We start from the raw sequence: 18,939 nt of genomic DNA, 5'->3' as shown, positions 1-18,939 counted from the left end.
AGGAGAGCAGGGAACCCAGATGGCGGAGCTCACGATCCGGCCGGATGAGATCCGGGACGCGCTGGAGAATTTCGTCCAGTCGTACGAGCCGGACGCGGCCTCGCGCGAAGAGGTCGGGACGGTCAGCGTTGCCGGCGACGGCATCGCGAAGGTCGAGGGACTGCCCTCGGCCATGGCTAACGAGCTGCTGAAGTTCGAGGACGGCACCCTCGGCCTCGCCCTCAACCTCGAGGAGCGCGAGGTCGGTGCGGTGGTCCTCGGTGAGTTCAGCGGCATCGAGGAGGGCCAGCAGGTGCGCCGCACCGGCGAGGTCCTGTCGGTTCCGGTCGGCGACGGCTACCTCGGCCGCGTCGTGGACCCGCTGGGTGCCCCCGTCGACGGCCTCGGCGAGATCGAGTCCGAGGGCCGCCGCGCCCTCGAACTCCAGGCCCCTTCGGTCATGGACCGCAAGTCGGTGCACGAGCCGATGGAGACGGGCTACAAGGCCGTCGACACCATGACCCCGATCGGCCGCGGCCAGCGTCAGCTGATCATCGGCGACCGGCAGACCGGCAAGACGGCGCTCTGCGTCGACACGATCATCAACCAGCGCGACAACTGGCGCACCGGCGACCCGGACAAGCAGGTCCGCTGCATCTACGTCGCCATCGGCCAGAAGGGCTCCACCATCGCGTCCGTGCGCGGTGCGCTGGAGGAGGCCGGCGCGCTGGAGTACACGACGATCGTCGCCGCCCCCGCGTCCGACCCGGCCGGCTTCAAGTACATCGCGCCCTACACCGGCAGCGCGATCGGCCAGCACTGGATGTACCAGGGCAAGCACGTCCTCGTCGTCTTCGACGACCTGACCAAGCAGGCCGACGCCTACCGCGCCGTGTCCCTGCTGCTTCGCCGCCCGCCGGGCCGTGAGGCCTACCCGGGCGACGTCTTCTACCTGCACTCCCGGCTGCTGGAGCGCTGCGCGAAGCTCTCCGACGACATGGGCAAGGGCTCGATGACGGGTCTGCCGATCGTCGAGACGAAGGCGAACGACGTGTCGGCGTTCATTCCGACCAACGTCATCTCCATCACCGACGGGCAGTGCTTCCTGGAGTCCGACCTGTTCAACGCGGGCCAGCGCCCGGCGCTGAACGTGGGTATCTCCGTCTCCCGTGTGGGTGGTTCCGCGCAGCACAAGGCGATCCGCCAGATCACCGGTTCGCTCCGTGTGGACCTCGCCCAGTACCGCGAGCTGGAGGCGTTCGCCGCCTTCGGTTCCGACCTGGACGACGCCTCGAAGGGCGCGCTCGAGCGCGGTAAGCGCGTGACGGAGCTGCTGAAGCAGCCGCAGTACAACCCCTTCTCGACCGAGGACCAGGTCGTCTCCGTCTGGTCGGGCACCAGCGGCAAGATGGACGACGTGCCGGTCGAGGACATCCGCAAGTTCGAGCGCGAACTGCTGGAGTACATGCACCGCGAGCACAAGGGCCTGCTGACCAGCATCGTCGAGGGCGGCAAGATGTCCGACGACACGGTCCAGGCGCTCGGCGACGCGGTGGACGCCTTCAAGAAGCAGTTCGAGACCTCGGACGGCAAGCTCCTGGGCGAGGACTGAGCCATGGGTGCTCAGACCAGGGTCTACAAGCGGCGGATCAAGTCCGTCAAAGCGACCAAGAAGATCACCAGGGCGATGGAGATGATCGCCGCCTCGCGCATCGTCAAGGCGCAGCGCAGGGTGGCGGCGTCCCAGCCGTACTCGACCGAGCTCACCCGCGCGGTGACCGCGGTCGCCACGGGCTCGAACGTCGAGCACCCGCTCACCACCGAGGTGGAGAGGCCGACGCGGGCCGCGGTACTGCTCATCGTGAGCGACCGCGGTCTGGCCGGCGGCTACAACTCCAACGCCATCAAGGCGGCCGACCAGCTCACCAACCGGCTGATCGGGGAGGGGAAAGAGGTCGTCAACTACATCGTGGGTACCCGCGGTGTGACGTACTACCGCTTCCGTGAGCGTTCGATCGCCAAGTCGTGGTCCGGCTTCACGGACAACCCCACGTACGCCGACGCCAAGGCGGTGGCCGAGCCACTGATCGAGGCGATCCAGGCCGAGCGGGGCGCCGAGCACAGCGTTGACGAACTCCACATCGTCTACACCGAGTTCGTGTCGATGATGACGCAGACGCCGGTCAAGGACCGGATGCTTCCGCTGAGCCTCAAGGAGACGGCGGAGGAGTCGGCGGAGGTCATCGAGGGCCACATCAAGAAGGGGCCCGAGATCAGGCCGCTGTACGACTTCGAGCCTTCTGCGGAGGAGGTGCTCGACGCGCTGCTGCCGCGGTACGTCGAGAGCCGCATCTACAACGCGCTGTTGCAGGCCGCCGCTTCGAAGCACGCCGCCACGCGGCGCGCGATGAAGTCGGCGACGGACAACGCCGAGGAGCTCATCAAGTCGCTGACGCGGCTTGCCAACGCGGCCCGCCAGGCCGACATCACCCAGGAAATCAGCGAGATCGTCGGTGGCGCGAGCGCGCTGGCTGACGCTTCTGCGGGGAGTGACCGCTAACCATGACCACTACTGTTGAGCAGGCCACGGCGGCGGGCCGCGTCGCACGGGTCATCGGCCCGGTCGTCGACGTGGAGTTCCCCGTCGACGCCATGCCGGACATCTACAACGCGCTGACGGTCGACATCGCCGACCCCGCCGAGGCCGGCAAGAAGAAGACCCTCACCCTCGAGGTCGCCCAGCACCTCGGCGAGGGCGTCGTCCGCGCCATCGCGATGGAGCCGACCGACGGCCTGGTCCGCCAGGCCGAGGTGACCGACACCGGCAACGGCATCACCGTTCCCGTCGGCGACGTCACCAAGGGCCGGGTCTTCAACACCCTCGGCAAGATCCTCAACGAGCCGGAGGCCGAGTCCGAGGTCACCGAGCGCTGGCCGATCCACCGCAAGGCCCCCGCCTTCGACCAGCTCGAGTCGAAGACCGAGATGTTCGAGACGGGCCTGAAGGTCGTCGACCTGCTGACCCCGTACGTCAAGGGCGGCAAGATCGGCCTGTTCGGCGGCGCCGGCGTCGGCAAGACCGTCCTCATCCAGGAAATGATCATGCGTGTGGCGAAGCTGCACGAGGGTGTTTCCGTCTTCGCGGGTGTGGGCGAGCGTACGCGTGAGGGCAACGACCTCATCGACGAGATGGCCGAGTCGGGCGTCCTCCCGCAGACCGCGCTGGTCTTCGGGCAGATGGACGAGCCGCCGGGCACCCGTCTCCGGGTCGCGCTGGCCGGTCTGACCATGGCGGAGTACTTCCGCGATGTGCAGAAGCAGGACGTGCTGTTCTTCATCGACAACATCTTCCGCTTCACGCAGGCCGGTTCCGAGGTCTCCACGCTGCTCGGCCGCATGCCCTCCGCGGTGGGCTACCAGCCGAACCTGGCGGACGAGATGGGTGTGCTCCAGGAGCGCATCACCTCGACGCGTGGTCACTCCATCACCTCGATGCAGGCGATCTACGTGCCCGCGGACGACCTCACCGACCCGGCCCCGGCGACGACGTTCGCGCACCTCGACGCGACCACCGTCCTCTCCCGGCCGATCTCGGAGAAGGGCATCTACCCGGCGGTGGACCCGCTGGACTCGACGTCCCGCATCCTGGACCCGCGCTACATCTCGCAGGACCACTACGACTGCGCCCAGCGCGTCATCGGGATCCTGCAGAAGTACAAGGACCTCCAGGACATCATCTCGATTCTCGGCATCGACGAGCTCTCCGAGGAGGACAAGCTCACCGTCAGCCGGGCCCGCCGTATCGAGCGCTTCCTGTCGCAGAACACCCACGCGGCGAAGCAGTTCACCGGCCTGGACGGCTCGGACGTGCCGCTGGACGAGTCGATCGCGGCCTTCAACGCGATCGCCGACGGCGAGTACGACCACTTCCCGGAGCAGGCGTTCTTCATGTGCGGTGGCCTGGAGGACCTCAAGGCCAAGGCCAAGGAACTGGGCGTCTCCTGACGCCAGGCCCGTACGGTCGGCGGGGCCGGCCCGGGGTGCGACAGCCCTCGGTCCGTCCCCGCCTCCGCACCCCTTATCCTTTTCCTAACCTACGAAGGAGCCACTGTGGCTGAGCTGCACGTCGAGTTGGTCGCCGCGGACCGTCAGGTCTGGTCGGGCGAGGCCAGCCTGGTCGTCGCGCGCACCACTTCGGGCGACATCGGCGTCATGCCCGGCCACCAGCCGCTGCTCGGCGTGCTGGAGCCGGGTTCGGTCACCATCCGCACAGCGGGCGAAAGCGGTGAGGGCTCGGTCGTCGCCGCGGTGCACGGCGGGTTCCTCTCCTTCGCGGACGACAAGCTGTCGCTGCTCGCGGAGATCGCGGAGCTTGCGGACGAGATCGACGTCGAGCGGGCGGAGCGGGCCCTGGAGCGGGCGAAGTCGGAGGCCGACGCGGCCGCCGAGCGGCGCGCCGAGGTCCGTGTGCGTGCGGCGGCGGGCCGCTGAGGCGCCCGACGCCGGGCGCGACGTCCGGCACGACTGGTACGAAGCTCAGCCGCGGGCTGGTCCGGGTGACCCCGGATCGGCCCGCGGCTGAGCCCATACAGAGGGGAACGGGGGATCCACGAGATCCGGCGGTCCCGGGGTCACCGCGTCACATGCGGTACGAGAGAGTGCGAGGAGGTCGGTGATGATGGTCCTCGTTCTGTCCCTGTGCGGCGCGGCCCTGCTGCTGGCGCTGGCGGGCCTGTTCGCTTTCGGGGTGCGCCGCCGGCTGCTGCAGCGTTCCGGCGGCACTTTCGACTGCAATCTGCGGTGGGACGCCCCGGAGCCCGCTGTGTACGCCGACGAGACGGCGCACGACGACCAGGCGCGAGGCCGTGACGGCGGGCTCGAACACGGCCGTGAACGCGAGCACGGCCGTGAACACGGGCGCGAACGCGAACACGGCCGCGAACATGACCGGGGGCACGGGGGCAAGGGCTGGGCGTACGGCATCGCCCGCTACAACGGTGACCAGATCGAGTGGTTCCGCGTCTTCTCCTACGCGCCGCGCCCCCGCCGCTTCCTGGAACGCAACCTGATCGAGGTCATCCAGCGCCGCCGCCCCGAGGGCGAGGAGGAGCTGGCGCTCCTCTCCGACGCGGTGATCCTGGCCTGCTCCCTGCACGGCACGCGGGTCGAGCTGGCCATGAGCGAGGACGCGCTGACGGGCTTCCTCGCCTGGCTGGAGGCGGCACCGCCCGGCCAGCGCGTCAACGTGGCCTGAGCCGCCCGCGCCGAATCGGTCTGCGAAGCCCCGCTCAGCCGAGGAGCGCGGCGACAAGCACCAGCACGGGTGCCGCCGCCAGCGTGGAGAGCAGGATGGACTCCCTGGCGAGCCGCGTACCGAGGCCGTACCGCGACGCATAGGTGAACAGGTTCTGCGCCGACGGCAGCGCGGAGGTGACCACCACGGCGAAGAGCGCCCGTCCCGTCAGTCCGAAGGCTCCCGCCCCGATCGCCCACGCCACCAGCGGCTGTCCGACGGCTTTGCACACCACCGCCAGTACGATCGGCAGCCGCTCGTGCTCCCTGGAGAGGACCGCGCTGCCGCGCAGGGACATCCCGAAGGCCAGCAGCACGGCCGGCACGGACACGGCGCCCACCAGCTGGAACGGTTCGAGCACCGGCCCGGGGAGGGTGAGCCCGGTGGCCGCCACCGCCACTCCCGTCAGGGAGCCGACGACGACCGGATTGCGGAACGGTGTCGTCAGGCGCCGCACGACGCCGCCGCGCTGCCCGGACCGCTCCGAGAAGACATCGAGTGCCGTGAGCGCGACGGGGGAGATCACGAGCTGCTGGAACAGGATGATCGGCGCCATCAGCGTGGCGTCGCCCAGTACGTACGCGGCGACGGGAATCCCCAGGTTGCCCGCGTTGACGTAGCCGGCGCACATCGCTCCGACGGTGCTCTCGCCGGGCGGCCAGTGGCGCAGGGCCGCCACACCCAGGTAGACCCCGGCGACGGCGAAGGTGCTGAGCGCCGTGATCAGCAGCGGTCCTGAGGTGAGCGCCGTGAGGTCGGCCCGGGCCATGGTCTCGAAGAGGAGCGCGGGAGTCGCGACGTGGAAGGCGAGCTTGGTGAGGACCTCGGGACCGTTGGCCCCCAGGAGCCCGTGCCGGCCGAGTACGTAGCCGGTGCCGATGACGCATGCGATCACCGCGAACCCCGTGAGCACTCCGGTCATGACGGACGGCTCCGCGTCCCGGACGTCAGTTGGTGCATCCTGCAATTGTCCGTGTCCGTACATCCGTCCCCGTAGACGGGTGCCCTCGGGAGGCGGGCAGGCGGCGACGGCTCAGCCCCCGGTGATGCCCGACTCCTGGGCGAGGACGGCGGCCTGGGTGCGGCTGCGCAGGCCGAGCTTGGCCAGCAGCCGGCTGACGTGGGTCTTCACCGTGGCCTCCGCCATTCCCAGCCGGGCTGCCGCCTCCGCGTTGGAGAGGCCCGCGCCGAGACAGCCGAGCACTTCCCGTTCGCGGGGGGTGAGCTCGTCGAGCCCCGGAGGGCACGGACGAGCGGCCGCGGGGCTTCGCCCGCCGGGGCGGGCGAACTCCGCGATGAGGCGCCGGGTCACGGCCGGTGCGACCATCCCCTCACCGCGGGCGACGGTCCGTACGGCCTCCACCACCTGTGCCGCCTCGCTGTCCTTGAGGAGGAAACCGGCCGCTCCGGCGCGCAGCGCGCCGAAGACGTACTCGTCGAGGTCGAACGTCGTCAGCACCAGCACGTCCGCCAGCTGCTCCCGGGTGATGCGTTCCGTGGCCGTGACGCCGTCGAGCCGGGGCATCTGGACGTCCATGAGGACGACGTGCGGGCGGAGTTCGCGGGCGAGCCGTACCGCCTCCTCGCCGTCGCCGGCTTCTCCGGCGACCTCGATGCCCCTGGCGTGGCGCAGGATCAGGACGAGACCGGCCCGTACGGCCTGCTGATCCTCGGCGACGAGCACCCGGACGGGCGGCGGGGCGCCGGTCTCGTCCCTCACTGGAGACTCCTCTCGTCGACGGGCAGTTCGGCCGTGACCTCCCACACCGCGGCACCCCCGGTGTCCGCCGCGGGGCCCGCGCACAGCTCGCCGCCGAGCAGCTCCACGCGTTCGCGCATGCCGATGAGGCCCGCGCCGGAGCCCGGCGCGCGCGGGGCGGTGCCGCGGCGGCCGCCGTCCAGCGGGCTGGTGACGCGCACCGTGAGGGCGGGAGCTGACGCGGCAGCCTCGCGGGGCTCGCGGTGCAGCTCCACCACGACCGTGCCGTCTCCCGCGTGCTTGAGCGCGTTGGTCAGCGACTCCTGGACGACGCGGTACGCGGCCAGCTCCACCGGTGCGGGCAGCGGCGGCTCCTCGGACGCCGGCTCCCTGCCGTCGCGCAGTGTGAAGCGCAGCCCGGTGCCCGCCGCGCCGGTGCGCGCCCGGTCGACGAGGGCGTCGAGTCCGGCCAGGGTGGGGGAGGTGGGCGGCGCCCCGTCGTCGTGCGGGTCCCGGAGCAGCCCGATGAGGCGGCGCATCTCCGCGAGCCCCTGCACGCTGTTCCGGCGGATGACGCCGAGCGCCTCGCCCGCCGCCTCGCGGAAACCGTCGGACGTGCCCGCCGGACCGCCCTCGTCCCCGCCGTCCTGCTGCTCCCCGGCGCCGCTCATCGAGAGGGCCGCCGTGGAGTGGATGGCGATGGCGGAGAGGTGGTTGGCGACGACGTCGTGCAACTCCCTTGCCATGCGGGCGCGTTCGGCGGTGACGGCCTGCACGCGGTCCATCTCGGCCAGCAGCGCCGTCTGTTCGGCGCGCAGCCGTTCGGCGGCGGCCGCGTTGCGGTGGTCGCGGACGACCAGACCGGTCCACGCGGGCATGATGGTGATCCCCGCGCAGAGCACGCCCAGCAGCAGCGTCTCCGGCTTGCGGAACGCGGCCACGAGACCCAGCGTGACGGCCACGGTCACGGCGACGCTTCCCGGGAGCACGGCACGAGCGGTGCGCGGCGGCCCGTACAGGACGGCGGCGTAGACGATGTCGGTGAAGACGATCACGGTGGCGAGCAGGGAGCCCATCATGAAATCCCCGGCGAGCGCCGCGACCGCGACCGCCAGGGCCCACGGCTGGGCCGACCTGCGGCCGAGCGCGGTGAGGCACATGACGGCGAGCGGTACGAGCAGCCAGGCGCCGTAACGTCGGCCCACGGCAGGGGTGTTGTACAGGCCCAGCTTCCACAGGATCAGGCCGCCGGCGAACCCGGAGAGCGCGACGAGTACGCCGTCGCGGTGCGGGCGCAGGACGTCGAGCAGATGCGTTCCGCGGCGCGGCTCCTCGCGCGGGGCCGTGGAGGGGCGCGGCGCGGCGAGGGATCGCGGGCCGTCCGCGGTGCGCGGCTGCGCGTTCGGGGAGCGGGACGTGCCAGGCATGGACCCATCTCAGCACGGGCGCCCGGTGCGGCGCGTCCCCCGCTTCGGACGAGGCCGGTACATCGAAGGATGCAGTGCGGGTGCGGGGGAATCGTCGCCGGTGAGGACGCCCGGCCCCACCGGCGGCTGGAACGCTGGAGGCGTAGCCGAGACGGAGGAGGCAGGCGTGATCGTCACGCTCATCGTCATTTGCGAGGTCGGCTTCTGGCTGCTGCTCGCGGCCGGCCTCGCGCTGCGCTACCTGGCGCGGATGCCGCGTGCCGGTGTCGCCGTGCTGCTCTGCGAGCCGCTGCTGGAAGTGGTGCTGCTGGTGGTCACGGCGGTCGACCTGCGCAACGGCGCCGCACCGGACTGGAAGCACGGCCTGGCGGCGGTCTACATCGGCTTCACGGTCACGCACGGCCACTACATGATCAAGTGGGCGGACGGGCACGTCCTGCACCGGTTCGCGGGCGGGCCGCGGCCGGCGGGCCCGCCGCGTTACGGCATGGCCAGGGCGGTGCACGAGTGGAAGATGTGCGCGCGGGCCGTCGGAGCGGCCGCCATCGCCGCGGCCCTGCTGCAGCTTGCGGTCTGGTACGTGGGCGATCCGGGGCAGAGCGCCTCGCTGCGCGAGTGGCAGGGGAAGATGGGCTTCGTCGTGGGCATCAGCGTGATCATCGCGCTCTCCTACACGATCTGGCCCAAGACCCCGAAGCACGGCGACCACTCCGGCGAGGGGCAGTCGCAGGCGGGGGCAGGTACGGGAACCAAGGCCCTGTAGGGCGGGGGGAGTTGAGCGGCCCGGCGGGTGGGGACGTCCCACCGTGCCGGGCCGTTCGCCGCTGCCCTGCGGTACGGGGCAGGTGGGCTGCGCCGACTGCTGGGGGAGCGACGGCTACGGCTCGCCGGGATCGGGGGCCGCGGCGGCGGCGTCCGGGGGCGGGGACGAGGGGGCCGGGGCGCCCTCATCGGTGTCGGCCGGACCCTCGGTTCCCGGATCCGGTGTGTCCCGGGCCGGGTCCTCCGGGTCAGGGGCCTCGCCCGGGTCGCGCAGCCGCGTCGCGAGCCGGTAGTCCACCCGTACGTCGCTGTAGCCGGTTCCCGCCTCGACGCGCTCCGGCAGGTTGGTCCGCTCGCTGCGTGACGTCGACTCCCGTCCGGGCGACCCGTGGAAGCGGACCGCGGTCCGGGGCTCGTCGGCGAAGCGGAGCTCATCGGCCCGCACCGACGCCGAGAACTCGATGTCCGGAGAGCCGCCGTCCTGCGCACCGGGGCCGTTTCACGGCGGTTCGTCGCGGTCGCGCCTGCGGGCGGGACGCCGCCGGGGCCGCTCCTCCGAACCGCCGGACGCCGTCTTGCCGGCCTTCTTCGCGGTACGGGTGGCAGTCTTGCCAGCCTTGCGCACCGTGCGACCGGACTCGTCGATGACCTTGCCCGCCCCCTTACCGACGTCACCGGCTGCTCTGCCCGCGCCCTCGCCGACGTTCTCGGCGGTCTCCCGGGCGCCCTCGCCGACGTCCTCGGCGGTCTCCCGGACCCCCTCGCCGACGTTCTCGGCCGTCTCTCCGGCGCCTTCGCCGACGTCCTCGGCGGTCTCCCGGACCCCCTCGCCGACGTTCTCGGCCGTCTCTCCGGCGCCTTCGCCGACGTTCTTGGCCGTCTCTCCGGCGCCTTCGCCGACGTCCTCGACGGCGCTGCCCGCGCCCTCACCCACGTCCTCGACCGCCTTGCCGGCGCCCTGCCCGACCTGCTTGACCCCTTCGCCCGCGCCTTCGCCGACGTCCTCGACGGCGCTGCCCGCACCCTCGCCCACGTCCTCGACGGCCTTGCCGGCGCCCTCGCCGACGTCCTCCACCGCCGACGAAGCCCCGCGTCCGAGCTCTCCGACGGCCTCTCCGGCGCCTCCGCCGATCTCCTTCGCGGCGGCGCCCAGGCCCGAGGTGAGGTGTTCGAGGATCTGGGGGTTGCGGTCGATCGTCGTCAGGACGCGGCCGATGACCTGCGCGACATTGTCGAGCCGGACCTTGAGCAGGGCCTGTACGTCCACGCCCTTGATGCCCAGGTGCACGCGGCCCAGTTCGACGTCCGCGCCGACGTTGAGCTTCAGGATGTCCAGGACCTCGGCCTGCAGGGAGACCCGGGCCCGCAGGTCCTCGACTTCGAGGTCGATCTCGTCGACGTGCAGCTGGGGCACGTCGAGGAGGACGTCGGGCTCGTCGTTGCGCTCCGGCCGCCGCACGCCCGAGGGGTAACCGTCCCGCGACTCCTCCGGCTCGTCGCCGTACTCCGAGCCGTAGTCGTCGCCTTCATCCGAGCCGGAGCCCTCGTCGTAGTCGTCGTACTCCTCGACCTCGCGGCTCCGGTCGTCCTCTTCCTCCCGGCCGGAGGTGCGGTCCTGGTCGCTCATGGTCGCTCCCGGATGTAGCGGGTGCGTACGAATCCCACGTTCCACCCTAAAGCGGATGTTCTGGGCCTGCTGATCGAGGCGGCGAGGCCGAAGCCCGGCCCGCACGCACGCGGAGGCCCGGCCACGCGTGCACGGGAAACGCGGGCCGGGCCGGCGGGTGGGGGGCGGCGACCTGGGGGGAAGCGCCTTCTCAGCCGCAGTGCTGCTTCTTCTCCTTCTTGGTCATCTTCCGGGTGTGCTGGGTCTTGGTGCTCGGGGTGTCCGGCTTGGGGCCCTTGGCGGTGAACGGCACGTACCAGATGTGGTGACCGTAGAACTTGTCCTCGAAGTGCATCTCGTACGTGCCCTTGACCTCCTGCATGGCGGCCTCGCGCGTGATCCAGCCGACCTTGCCGGGCTTGACCTCGACGTTCGTCTGCTGCTCCTCCGTGTGCGAGCTCTCCCAGGAGTGCTGGTAGCTCGCCGTGATGGTCACCTTGAACAGCTCGGTGAAGCCGTACTCGGCGGTCATGGAGACGCCGACGGTGTTGGTCTCGCCGGTCGTGTCGGACCAGCCGACGCTCGAACGCTGGGTCTTGTCCGTGCAGTTGAAGGCGCTGTCGCCGACCTGGTGGGCCTCGCCCATGGAGTCCTCGGGCAGGCCGGAGGGGTGGAAGACGCACAGGTCGGTGCCGTCGTCGCACTGCTCGAGCAGTTCTCTGGTGGTGGGCTGCTCCTCGTCGGCCTGCGCGGCCGTGGGGAAGAGCGCTGTCGCGCCCAGGGTGGTGATGGCGATCACCAGCATGGACAGCTTGTTGCGGCGGTTCATGATGCCTCCGGCGAGGGTGGGGGTAAGGCGGGTGGTGCGGGGACCGGTGTCGCGTCCACTGCGTCTCAGCTGAAGCTGATGGACTGCGTACGGTCGTCCAGCGCGTCGCCGATGTCCGGGGTGAGCTCGTCGAAGGGGCCGTCGCGGTCGCCGCCGAGGCCCGGCTCGGAGTACAGGTTGAGCGTGCAGTTGCCCCAGGGCTGGACGGCGGAGATCTTGTCCTTCCACTCGTCGGCGAGGTCGATCTGGAAGTCGACGTCGTCGGCGTCGCCGTCGCAGAGCTCGGCGTTCTTGACCGTCAATGAGCCGCCGCCGTACTGGGTGTCCGCGAACAGGGTCGCGGCCATGATGTTCCCCTCGCCCTGGGTGTCGTCCGCGGAGGCGAGCGGCGCCGCGTCGGCGCCGGCCTTGCTGCTCCGGGTGCCGTCACCGGACGCCCTGACGAGCTTCTCGCTGCCGGGGACCCCGGTCGCCTCGGTCAGGCTCTCGAAGCACTGCGTCTCGCCGCTCCCGGCGTCGACGGTGCAGTGGTTCCCCTGTCCCTTGACGTCCCCGCCGTCCTCGGAGATGGCGCCGTTCGCGACGGGCACCGCTATGACGCCCGCCAGGAGCGCCACCGTGGCGACGGTGATGCGCGTGCGTCGCCTCGCATTGCTGGCCATACAGAACTCCAACCCCTCTTGGCTGACCTGCAGTTATTAGGTCCAGGCCTGTGAGAGCGATAGTACTCACGGAATTCTGGAGCAGAACCGAAGCCGGTGATCGCCTTTAAGTCGCGGGGTCCGGGAGGGGGAATGGCGCGAGTGATCTCCGGTGCATTCTTCCTGGTTGCCGACGTGGGGCGGGCCGGCGGAATGCGGTACGCCCGGTTCCGTCCCTTTAATCGGCGATCAGAGGTATGCAGAGACTGTCGAAGCAATGCGGATTGCGGGTACGGATACGGCTCTGAGCAGGGGTTTCATCAGGGCTGTTCCGGTCGCCGAGAGGTCCGGAAAGGAGAACCTCAGCGCAGGCTGAAGGAAGGCTTAACAAAAACTTAAGCGGGGCAACCGGGCGAGGGGCGACGGAAAAACCGGGACATCCGGCTTTCAATTCCGAGGCGTTCTTCCCCGTTCGGGACGTGCACAATCCCGGGGCCGTCCCCGTCCAGCCGTGCCCGTTCCGGCGCGGTGAAATCGGCCGCCACCGGTGCCCGTCCTCATTGGGGGAACCACTGTCGCCTGCCGCAACGATGCGGTTAAGTGAGAGCCCGTCAGGGCGGCCCCCTGTCCCGCTGCCGCCGTGGGCCCTAGCGTGCTGCGTGCCGCACCGCGCCCCCGACCGCGCCCGTCCGTGGAGGTACCCGTAGATGTTCAGCAAGCGAGCCGCCGGCGCAGTCGTCACGGGTGTTCTGGCCCTGGCCGCCGTGCCGATGACGCTGACCGCCGGCGCCTTCCCTGGCGGCGGGGATGCCGGTCCTCAGGCGGCCCGCGACGGGCGGAGCCCCGCACCCGACGACTCCGCCTGCGTGGCACGGACGGCGGCCGAGCTGACGCTTGAGCAGCAGGTGGGCCAGCTCTTCATCAGCGGTGTGGACGCCGACGAACCCGCGGAGGCCGAACTCGCCGCCGTGAAGGACCTCCACCTCGGCGGGGTCATCCTGACGAACGGCAGCGAAGCCGGAGTCGACACGACGCGGCAGGTGAGCGATCGGGCGAGGGAAGCCGCCACGGGCGACGTCCCGCTGTGGGTCTCGGCCGACCAGGAGGGCGGCAAGGTCCAGCATCTGAAGGGGCCCGGGTTCGACGCGATGCCCACAGCCGTCGAGCAGGGGAAGCTCGACCCGGCGGCGTTGCGCTCCCAGGCGGCGGGCTGGGCAGGCCAGTTGAGCTCGGCGGGCGTCAACGTCAACCTGGCGCCCGTACTGGACACCGTGCCGGAGGACCTCTCGGACGAGAACGAACCCGTCGGCAAGCTCCAGCGCAACTACGGCACGACGCCCGAGGCCGTCGCCGCGAGCGGCACCGCCTTCCAGGAGGGCATGGCGGACGCCGGCGTCACCACGGCGGTCAAGCACTTCCCCGGCCTGGGGCGGGTGATCGGCAACACCGACCACAGCAAGGACGTCGTGGACGACGTCACCACCCGGGACGACGCCTACCTCCGTCCGTTCAAGGAGGGCCTCTCCAGGGGCGATTCGCTGGTGATGATCTCCAGCGCGCGCTACGCGAAGATCGACCCGGACAACATGGCGGCCTTCTCCTCGAAGATCCTCACCGGCATGCTCCGCGAGGACCTCGGCTTCGACGGAGTGATCGTCTCCGACGACCTGGGCGCGGCCAAGGCGGTCGAGGACGTACCACCGGCCGAGCGGGCTCTGCGCTTCCTGGACGCGGGCGGCACCGTCGTCCTCAGCGTGGACGCGGGCGTGCTGCCCGAGATGGCCGGAGCCGTGCTCCAACGCGCCCGGGCGGACGAGCAGTTCCGCGCCGGCGTGCGGGCCGGCGCGGAACGTGTGGTGAAGGCCAAGGGCGCCGCGGGGATGCTCGACTGCGGCTGACGGTCCGCGGGCCGGGGACGCGCCGGGCAGCACCCGGCGCCCCGGAAGGGGCTGCACCGACTGCCCCGGAAGGGGGCTGCCCTTACCGTCCCGAAGGGCCGTGCTCAGCGGTTCTCGCCGGGCACCCACAGTACGTCGCCGATCTCCTTGTTCGCGGAGCGGGCGAGGATGAAGAGCAGGTCGGAGAGGCGGTTGAGGTACGTCGCCGTCAGCGGGTTCATGCTGTCGCCGTGCTCCTCGAGGGCGGCCCAGGTGGAGCGCTCGGCCCGCCGTACGACCGTGCACGCCTGGTGGAGGAGTGCCGCGCCCGGAGTGCCGCCGGGGAGGATGAAGCTCCGCAGCTTCTCCAGTCCTTCGAGGAAGGCGTCGCAGTCCTCTTCCAGCTTGTCGATGTAGGACTGCTCCACGCGCAGCGGCGGGAACTCCGGGTCCTCGACGACGGGCGTGGCGAGGTCCGCGCCTACGTCGAACAGGTCGTTCTGGACGCGCACCAGCACCGTGGAGATCTCCTCGGGCAGGTCGCCGAGGGCGAGCGCGACCCCGATCGACGCGTTGGCCTCGTTGGCGTCCGCGTAGGCCGCGATGCGTGTGTCGGTCTTGTGCGTACGGCTCATGTCGCCGAGGGCGGTGGTGCCCGTGTCGCCGGTCCGGGTGTAGATGCGCGTCAGATTGACCATGCCGTCGAGACTATGCCCTCGCGGCCGGAGGGCTGCCGTGCGTCAGCTGTCCCGGCCGCCAGGGTGGACGAGCGGCGGGCCCGCGGCGTGCTTCCGCCGCGGGCCCGCTTCGCCTGCGCCCGGTGCGGGGGCTCAGGTCAGTGCTCCTGGGAGCCCCGGTCCTCGAGGATCTCGCGCACGCGCTCCGTCGGGAGCGCGCACCGGAGTGCGAGCCATATGACGATCGCGGTCAGTACGAGGGTGGCTACGGCGCCGAGGTTGAAGTCCAGGAGGCCGAGGTTGCCCGCGTTCTCCTTCTCCTCGGGGTAGTCGCCGAGGTAGCTGATCAGGGCCAGCCCGGCGTACCACACCAGGAGCCACCAGCCGTGCCGGAAGTCGAGGGGAGGCGTCTGCTGCTTCGCCACCTTGTAGTACACGGCCATCAGGACGTAGCCGAGGAGGATGGCGATGAACAGCTTCCAGTTGGTGTCCCAGCCCGTCCAGTAGACGATCAGGTTCGTGGACCACAGGGCGAGGAAGCCGATGATCCACACCCACCTGTCGCCGAGGCGGAACGGTCGCCTGTAATCGGGCATCTGCTTGCGCATGGCGAGCAGCACCAATGGGCCGCAGCCGAAGGAGAGCACCGTCGAGTTCGTGACGAACTCGACCAGCTTGCTCCAGCCCGGGAACGGCAGGAAGAAGAAGCACCCGACGATGAACGCGAGCACGAGGCTGACCCAGGGGACGCCGGTCCTGTTGACCTTCGCGAGCCCGGCGGGCGCGTTCCGGTTGCGGCCCATCGCGTACGAGATGCGCGCGGTGACGCCGGCGTAGATGAGGCCGGTGTCGCCGGGGGAGATGATGGCGTCGGCGTAGAGAACGCCGGCGAGCCATACGGCGCCGAGGATCCCGGCGATGGCGGCGAGGGGACCGAAAGTCGCGAGTACGTCGCCGTGCGAACTGAAGTGCGCTCCGACGGCCTGCCATCCCTCCGCCTTGATCGCGCTCGTCGGCACGGCTCCCAGAAAGGCGACCTGAAGCAGGATGTAGATGACGCCGCAGATGACGACCGAACCGATGAGGGTGAGCGGGACATTGCGCTTGGGATTGTCCGTCTCGCCGGCGAGTTCGACGCCCTGACGGAATCCGAAGAAGGAGAAGGCGATACCCGCGGTCGCCACGGCGGAGAAGACGCCCTGCGAACCGTACGGTGCGAATCCGCCGAGCGAGGGGGCGGTGAAGTGCGAGGGCTCGAAACTCAGGATCATGAATACCGCGATGACCACGAGGATGACGGCGAGCTTCCACCACACGAGCACATTGTTGATACGCGCGAACCAGCGCACCCCGAAGAAGTTGACGATCACGAAGACCGCCATGAGCGCTACCGAGACGACCGTGCCCGCCGGGGTCAGCACCGCCTCGTCGTCCTGGATGCGCTGCAGCCAGGGCACGTAGTTGGTGGAGTACTGCACGACGGCGAGGACTTCCACGGGCGCGACCGCGGCGGCGGCGATCCAGGTCACCCAGCCGATGGAGAAGCTGGTGAACGAGCCGAACGAGTAGTGCGGGTACCGCGCGACGCCGCCCGAGTGCGGGAACATCGTGCCGAGCTCGGAGTACGTCATCCCGATGATGACGAACATGACGCACCCGAGCGCCCAGGAGATGATCGCCGCGGGACCGGCGAGCTGCGCGGCGTCGAGGGCACCGAAGAGCCAGCCGGAACCGATGATCGACCCGACGGCTGTGAACAGCAGTCCGATCGTCCCGAATTCACGCTTGAGTTTTGTGTCGTCACCGACTTCGTGAAGCGGTTCTTCGGGGCTGCCTTCGACGGCCATGTAACGGCCTCCTCCTGTCTGGCTCGAACTCTTCGGTGCGGCCGCGGGGGTTTGCGGTCCGGGTGAACTCCAGCAGGGTGCGTGCGCTGCCCCGTCGGTGTCCAGTAAGGACGCTGTTCTTTGGGGAACCCTTTTGCAAGGGGAGCGAAAACTCGGCGGAATTCCGGGCATGGTGTGATGTAAGGAATTCCGGTATTCGTGTGTGCCGTGCGCCCGCTATGCAAAAGAGATGTGTGCCCGGCGTCACGGATGCGGCAGGTGCGGGCGCACGGAAAGAGCCCTCCTTCGCCGTTCCGGCTCGTCGCCGGGTGAAGTCCTCACGCACCGCGGTCATCGCACAACGGAACGGTAAGAAGCGCGGGGCGGTATCGAGCCACGCCGGACGGGGCGCCATCAGGATGAGAATTCGCGCCGGGAAGGCGACGGTGCGCGCGTCCACCATGCGGCGCCCATCGCCGCGTCCGGGCCCCTGCGGCGCCGCCCGGGAGGCGCGCCCCCGCGGGTCCCGCACTGATCGCCGCGGTACCGGCGGCGGTGCCGTTTGGTCTCTCAACTGATCGGCACGTAACGTCAGTTGGGCAACCGCCGTGGTCTTTGCGCAGGACGCATCGCCCGAACCCGGTCATGCCGTGCGGATCGGGCGCCGGGGATGTGATGTCCGCCATGTGAGACGTGACGCGTGTCTCTTCACCGCCACAAGATCTTCGTGAGGCGCTAATGTCCGGCCAACAGGCGTTCAATTGAAGGCAAGGCTAGGTGACAGTCGTGGCGAAGAAGCTCGCCGTCATCGGTGCCGGGCTCATGGGCTCCGGTATCGCTCAGGTCTCGGCCCAGGCGGGTTGGGACGTGGTGCTCCGCGATGTGACAGGCGAGGCGCTCACCCGCGGTACGGACGGAATCAAGCGTTCGTACGAGAAGTTCGTGAGCAAGGGCAAGCTCGGAGCGGAGCAGGCCGAGGCCGCCCTGGAGCGCATCACCACGACCACCGACCTGGACGCCGCGGCCGATGCGGACGTCGTCGTCGAAGCCGTTTTCGAGAAGATCGAAGTGAAGCGGGAGATCTTCGGCAGGCTCGACGCGATGGTGAAGGACGAGACGATCCTCGCCTCCAACACCTCCGCGATCCCCATCACCAAGATCGCGGCGGCCACCACCCGTCCCGAACGGGTAGTCGGCACGCACTTCTTCTCGCCCGTGCCCATGATGGCGCTGTGCGAGCTCGTGCGCGGACACCGCACGAGTGACGAAACCCTGGCCGGCGCGCGGCAGTTCGCGGAGTCGGTCGGCAAGACGTGCATCGTCGTCAACCGCGACGTGGCCGGCTTCGTCACCACCCGGCTCATCTCCGCGCTCGTGGTCGAGGCGGCGAAACTCCACGAGTCCGGCGTGGCCACCGCGGAAGACATCGACACCGCCTGCAAGCTGGGCTTCGGTCACGCCATGGGACCCCTGGCGACGGCCGACCTCACGGGCGTCGACATCCTCCTGCACGCCAGCGAGAACATCTACACCGAGTCGCAGGACCCGAAGTTCGCGCCTCCGGAGTCGATGCGCAGGATGGTCGACGCGGGTGACATCGGGCGCAAGAGCGGTCGCGGCTTCTACGAGCACTGACCGCCACCGCGGACACCGACCGGCGTCACGGGCACCGGCCGGCGGCGGCAAACAGAACAAGCAGAAGAAGAAACAACACCGACGACCGCTCGACGGCGGCGCGTTCGGTGCGGCGTCCCCCGCGAGGGTGAACTCCGTATCGGTTCGAGCACGGACGGCAACCAGCCCGCCCGGAACGCAGTCAGTCGTAGTGACATTCGGACGTGAAGGCACGCGGACCAGCGACAGATCCGGGGAGCAGCTATGCACATCAGGGGCGACCATGCCGAGCTGGCCGTCGGGGGTCGCCTCGATGTCCGGAGCGCGGCGGACGCCCGTACGGTCCTGCACTCCGCCGTCGACTCCGGCGACGGCGATCTGGTGCTCGACCTGGCCGGACTCGACTCCTGGGACGCGACGGGACTCGGGGTGATCATGGGGGCGCACCGCAGGGCGGGGCGATGCGGACGCCGGCTCGTGCTCCGCGACGTACCCCCGCAGATGCAGCGGCTGTTGGTGGCGACCCGGTTGCACCGGATTCTGGCGATCGAGGGCGGTCTCCCGGCCGCGGAGACGCAGATCCTCACCAAGCCGTAACTGACGGAGCGGTTCAGGTCTTGGCCGCTTGGTAATACTGTGCCGAAGCAGCGCCCGGTACTGCCGTTCGCGTCGACCTGCGACGGAAGAGAGCCGATCAAGGCGGGGCGTG

18 protein-coding genes are annotated in these 18,939 nt (G+C 70.1%); 9 read left to right on the top strand and 9 right to left on the bottom strand.

Annotated elements, in window-relative coordinates; all coding sequences use genetic code 11:
- The first annotated feature begins 19 nt into the window (after positions 1 to 19).
- The 5 genes from atpA to H181DRAFT_RS02875 all read left to right on the top strand — a co-directional run bounded on the left by atpA (position 20) and on the right by H181DRAFT_RS02875 (position 5,233).
- Entirely contained in the window at positions 20 to 1,591 is a 1,572-nt protein-coding gene (atpA, locus tag H181DRAFT_RS02895) for a F0F1 ATP synthase subunit alpha (RefSeq protein ID WP_045862617.1), read from the top strand.
- Between the two features lie 3 nt (positions 1,592 to 1,594).
- Positions 1,595 to 2,539, top strand: a complete 945-nt coding sequence (locus H181DRAFT_RS02890) for a F0F1 ATP synthase subunit gamma (RefSeq protein ID WP_045862616.1) — start codon at positions 1,595 to 1,597, stop codon at positions 2,537 to 2,539.
- A gap of 2 nt (positions 2,540 to 2,541) precedes the next feature.
- Entirely contained in the window at positions 2,542 to 3,984 is a 1,443-nt protein-coding gene (gene atpD, locus H181DRAFT_RS02885) for a F0F1 ATP synthase subunit beta (protein ID WP_045862615.1), read from the top strand.
- A gap of 105 nt (positions 3,985 to 4,089) precedes the next feature.
- On the top strand, positions 4,090 to 4,470 hold the full coding sequence (locus tag H181DRAFT_RS02880; protein ID WP_045862614.1) for a F0F1 ATP synthase subunit epsilon: 381 nt from the start codon (positions 4,090 to 4,092) through the stop codon (positions 4,468 to 4,470).
- Positions 4,471 to 4,654: 184 nt separating this feature from the next.
- Positions 4,655 to 5,233 (top strand): DUF2550 domain-containing protein, encoded by a 579-nt coding sequence (locus H181DRAFT_RS02875; protein ID WP_368073247.1) that lies wholly within the window; start codon positions 4,655 to 4,657, stop codon positions 5,231 to 5,233.
- Between the two features lie 34 nt (positions 5,234 to 5,267).
- Here the strand turns inward: H181DRAFT_RS02875 and H181DRAFT_RS02870 are convergent, their stop codons facing one another.
- The 3 genes from H181DRAFT_RS02870 to H181DRAFT_RS02860 all read right to left on the bottom strand — a co-directional run bounded on the left by H181DRAFT_RS02870 (position 5,268) and on the right by H181DRAFT_RS02860 (position 8,398).
- Complete coding sequence (locus tag H181DRAFT_RS02870) at positions 5,268 to 6,194, bottom strand: AEC family transporter (protein ID WP_045862613.1); 927 nt, start codon at positions 6,192 to 6,194, stop codon at positions 5,268 to 5,270.
- A gap of 111 nt (positions 6,195 to 6,305) precedes the next feature.
- Positions 6,306 to 6,992 (bottom strand): response regulator, encoded by a 687-nt coding sequence (locus tag H181DRAFT_RS02865; RefSeq protein ID WP_045862612.1) that lies wholly within the window; start codon positions 6,990 to 6,992, stop codon positions 6,306 to 6,308.
- The gene (locus H181DRAFT_RS02860; RefSeq protein ID WP_078895452.1) at positions 6,989 to 8,398 is read right to left on the bottom strand and encodes a sensor histidine kinase; all 1,410 of its coding nucleotides are present in this window, start codon (positions 8,396 to 8,398) and stop codon (positions 6,989 to 6,991) included. Before H181DRAFT_RS02860 ends, H181DRAFT_RS02865 begins: the two co-directional genes overlap by 4 nt.
- 166 nt (positions 8,399 to 8,564) lie before the next feature.
- On the opposite strand from H181DRAFT_RS02860, the gene H181DRAFT_RS02855 reads away from it, so the two are divergent.
- Positions 8,565 to 9,161, top strand: a complete 597-nt coding sequence (locus H181DRAFT_RS02855) for a hypothetical protein (protein ID WP_045862611.1) — start codon at positions 8,565 to 8,567, stop codon at positions 9,159 to 9,161.
- Positions 9,162 to 9,275: 114 nt separating this feature from the next.
- Here the strand turns inward: H181DRAFT_RS02855 and H181DRAFT_RS29625 are convergent, their stop codons facing one another.
- The 4 genes from H181DRAFT_RS29625 to H181DRAFT_RS02835 all read right to left on the bottom strand — a co-directional run bounded on the left by H181DRAFT_RS29625 (position 9,276) and on the right by H181DRAFT_RS02835 (position 12,257).
- Entirely contained in the window at positions 9,276 to 9,605 is a 330-nt protein-coding gene (locus H181DRAFT_RS29625) for a hypothetical protein (protein WP_074467684.1), read from the bottom strand.
- Between the two features lie 54 nt (positions 9,606 to 9,659).
- Positions 9,660 to 10,787 carry a hypothetical protein gene (locus tag H181DRAFT_RS29620; protein ID WP_199810800.1) on the bottom strand — a complete coding sequence of 376 codons (1,128 nt, stop codon included), beginning with the start codon at positions 10,785 to 10,787 and terminating at the stop codon, positions 9,660 to 9,662.
- A gap of 190 nt (positions 10,788 to 10,977) precedes the next feature.
- Complete coding sequence (locus H181DRAFT_RS02840) at positions 10,978 to 11,595, bottom strand: hypothetical protein (protein WP_107068670.1); 618 nt, start codon at positions 11,593 to 11,595, stop codon at positions 10,978 to 10,980.
- A 65-nt stretch (positions 11,596 to 11,660) separates the two neighbouring features.
- Positions 11,661 to 12,257, bottom strand: a complete 597-nt coding sequence (locus tag H181DRAFT_RS02835) for a hypothetical protein (protein ID WP_045862610.1) — start codon at positions 12,255 to 12,257, stop codon at positions 11,661 to 11,663.
- 686 nt (positions 12,258 to 12,943) lie between these two features.
- Here H181DRAFT_RS02835 and H181DRAFT_RS02830 point away from each other — a divergent pair.
- Positions 12,944 to 14,134, top strand: coding sequence for a glycoside hydrolase family 3 N-terminal domain-containing protein (locus H181DRAFT_RS02830; protein WP_045862609.1), 1,191 nt, complete (start codon positions 12,944 to 12,946; stop codon positions 14,132 to 14,134).
- A gap of 104 nt (positions 14,135 to 14,238) precedes the next feature.
- Here H181DRAFT_RS02830 and H181DRAFT_RS02825 read toward each other — a convergent pair whose 3' ends face one another.
- Both H181DRAFT_RS02825 and H181DRAFT_RS02820 read right to left on the bottom strand, forming a co-directional pair.
- Positions 14,239 to 14,811, bottom strand: a complete 573-nt coding sequence (locus tag H181DRAFT_RS02825) for a cob(I)yrinic acid a,c-diamide adenosyltransferase (RefSeq protein WP_045862608.1) — start codon at positions 14,809 to 14,811, stop codon at positions 14,239 to 14,241.
- A 137-nt stretch (positions 14,812 to 14,948) separates the two neighbouring features.
- The gene (locus tag H181DRAFT_RS02820) at positions 14,949 to 16,637 is read right to left on the bottom strand and encodes an APC family permease (RefSeq protein ID WP_045862607.1); all 1,689 of its coding nucleotides are present in this window, start codon (positions 16,635 to 16,637) and stop codon (positions 14,949 to 14,951) included.
- Positions 16,638 to 17,402: 765 nt separating this feature from the next.
- On the opposite strand from H181DRAFT_RS02820, the gene H181DRAFT_RS02815 reads away from it, so the two are divergent.
- Positions 17,403 to 18,251, top strand: coding sequence for a 3-hydroxyacyl-CoA dehydrogenase family protein (locus H181DRAFT_RS02815; protein ID WP_045863007.1), 849 nt, complete (start codon positions 17,403 to 17,405; stop codon positions 18,249 to 18,251).
- 243 nt (positions 18,252 to 18,494) lie between these two features.
- A complete protein-coding gene (locus H181DRAFT_RS02810) occupies positions 18,495 to 18,827 on the top strand; it encodes an STAS domain-containing protein (RefSeq protein ID WP_045862606.1) in 333 nt (110 codons plus the stop codon).
- The last annotated feature ends 112 nt before the right edge of the window (positions 18,828 to 18,939 follow it).

The sequence above is a fragment of the Streptomyces sp. WMMB 714 genome, from assembly GCF_900090125.1.
Classification (GTDB): domain Bacteria; phylum Actinomycetota; class Actinomycetes; order Streptomycetales; family Streptomycetaceae; genus Streptomyces; species Streptomyces daqingensis.
Note: the sequence above shows the minus strand (reverse complement) of the source record. Positions and strands in the feature narration are given on the sequence as shown.

Bases quoted from the DNA above. Each gene is read 5' to 3' on its own strand.
- H181DRAFT_RS02860 (WP_078895452.1), bottom strand. From the start codon at position 8,398: ATGCCTGGCACGTCCCGCTCCCCGAACGCGCAGCCGCGCACCGCGGAC.
- H181DRAFT_RS02870 (WP_045862613.1), bottom strand. From the start codon at position 6,194: ATGACCGGAGTGCTCACGGGGTTCGCGGTGATCGCATGCGTCATCGGC.
- H181DRAFT_RS02840 (WP_107068670.1), bottom strand. From the start codon at position 11,595: ATGAACCGCCGCAACAAGCTGTCCATGCTGGTGATCGCCATCACCACC.
- H181DRAFT_RS29620 (WP_199810800.1), bottom strand. From the start codon at position 10,787: ATGAGCGACCAGGACCGCACCTCCGGCCGGGAGGAAGAGGACGACCGG.
- H181DRAFT_RS02810 (WP_045862606.1), top strand. From the start codon at position 18,495: ATGCACATCAGGGGCGACCATGCCGAGCTGGCCGTCGGGGGTCGCCTC.
- atpA (WP_045862617.1), top strand. From the start codon at position 20: ATGGCGGAGCTCACGATCCGGCCGGATGAGATCCGGGACGCGCTGGAG.
- H181DRAFT_RS02890 (WP_045862616.1), top strand. From the start codon at position 1,595: ATGGGTGCTCAGACCAGGGTCTACAAGCGGCGGATCAAGTCCGTCAAA.
- H181DRAFT_RS02830 (WP_045862609.1), top strand. From the start codon at position 12,944: ATGTTCAGCAAGCGAGCCGCCGGCGCAGTCGTCACGGGTGTTCTGGCC.
- H181DRAFT_RS02875 (WP_368073247.1), top strand. From the start codon at position 4,655: ATGATGGTCCTCGTTCTGTCCCTGTGCGGCGCGGCCCTGCTGCTGGCG.
- H181DRAFT_RS02835 (WP_045862610.1), bottom strand. From the start codon at position 12,257: ATGGCCAGCAATGCGAGGCGACGCACGCGCATCACCGTCGCCACGGTG.
- atpD (WP_045862615.1), top strand. From the start codon at position 2,542: ATGACCACTACTGTTGAGCAGGCCACGGCGGCGGGCCGCGTCGCACGG.
- H181DRAFT_RS02820 (WP_045862607.1), bottom strand. From the start codon at position 16,637: ATGGCCGTCGAAGGCAGCCCCGAAGAACCGCTTCACGAAGTCGGTGAC.
- H181DRAFT_RS02825 (WP_045862608.1), bottom strand. From the start codon at position 14,811: ATGGTCAATCTGACGCGCATCTACACCCGGACCGGCGACACGGGCACC.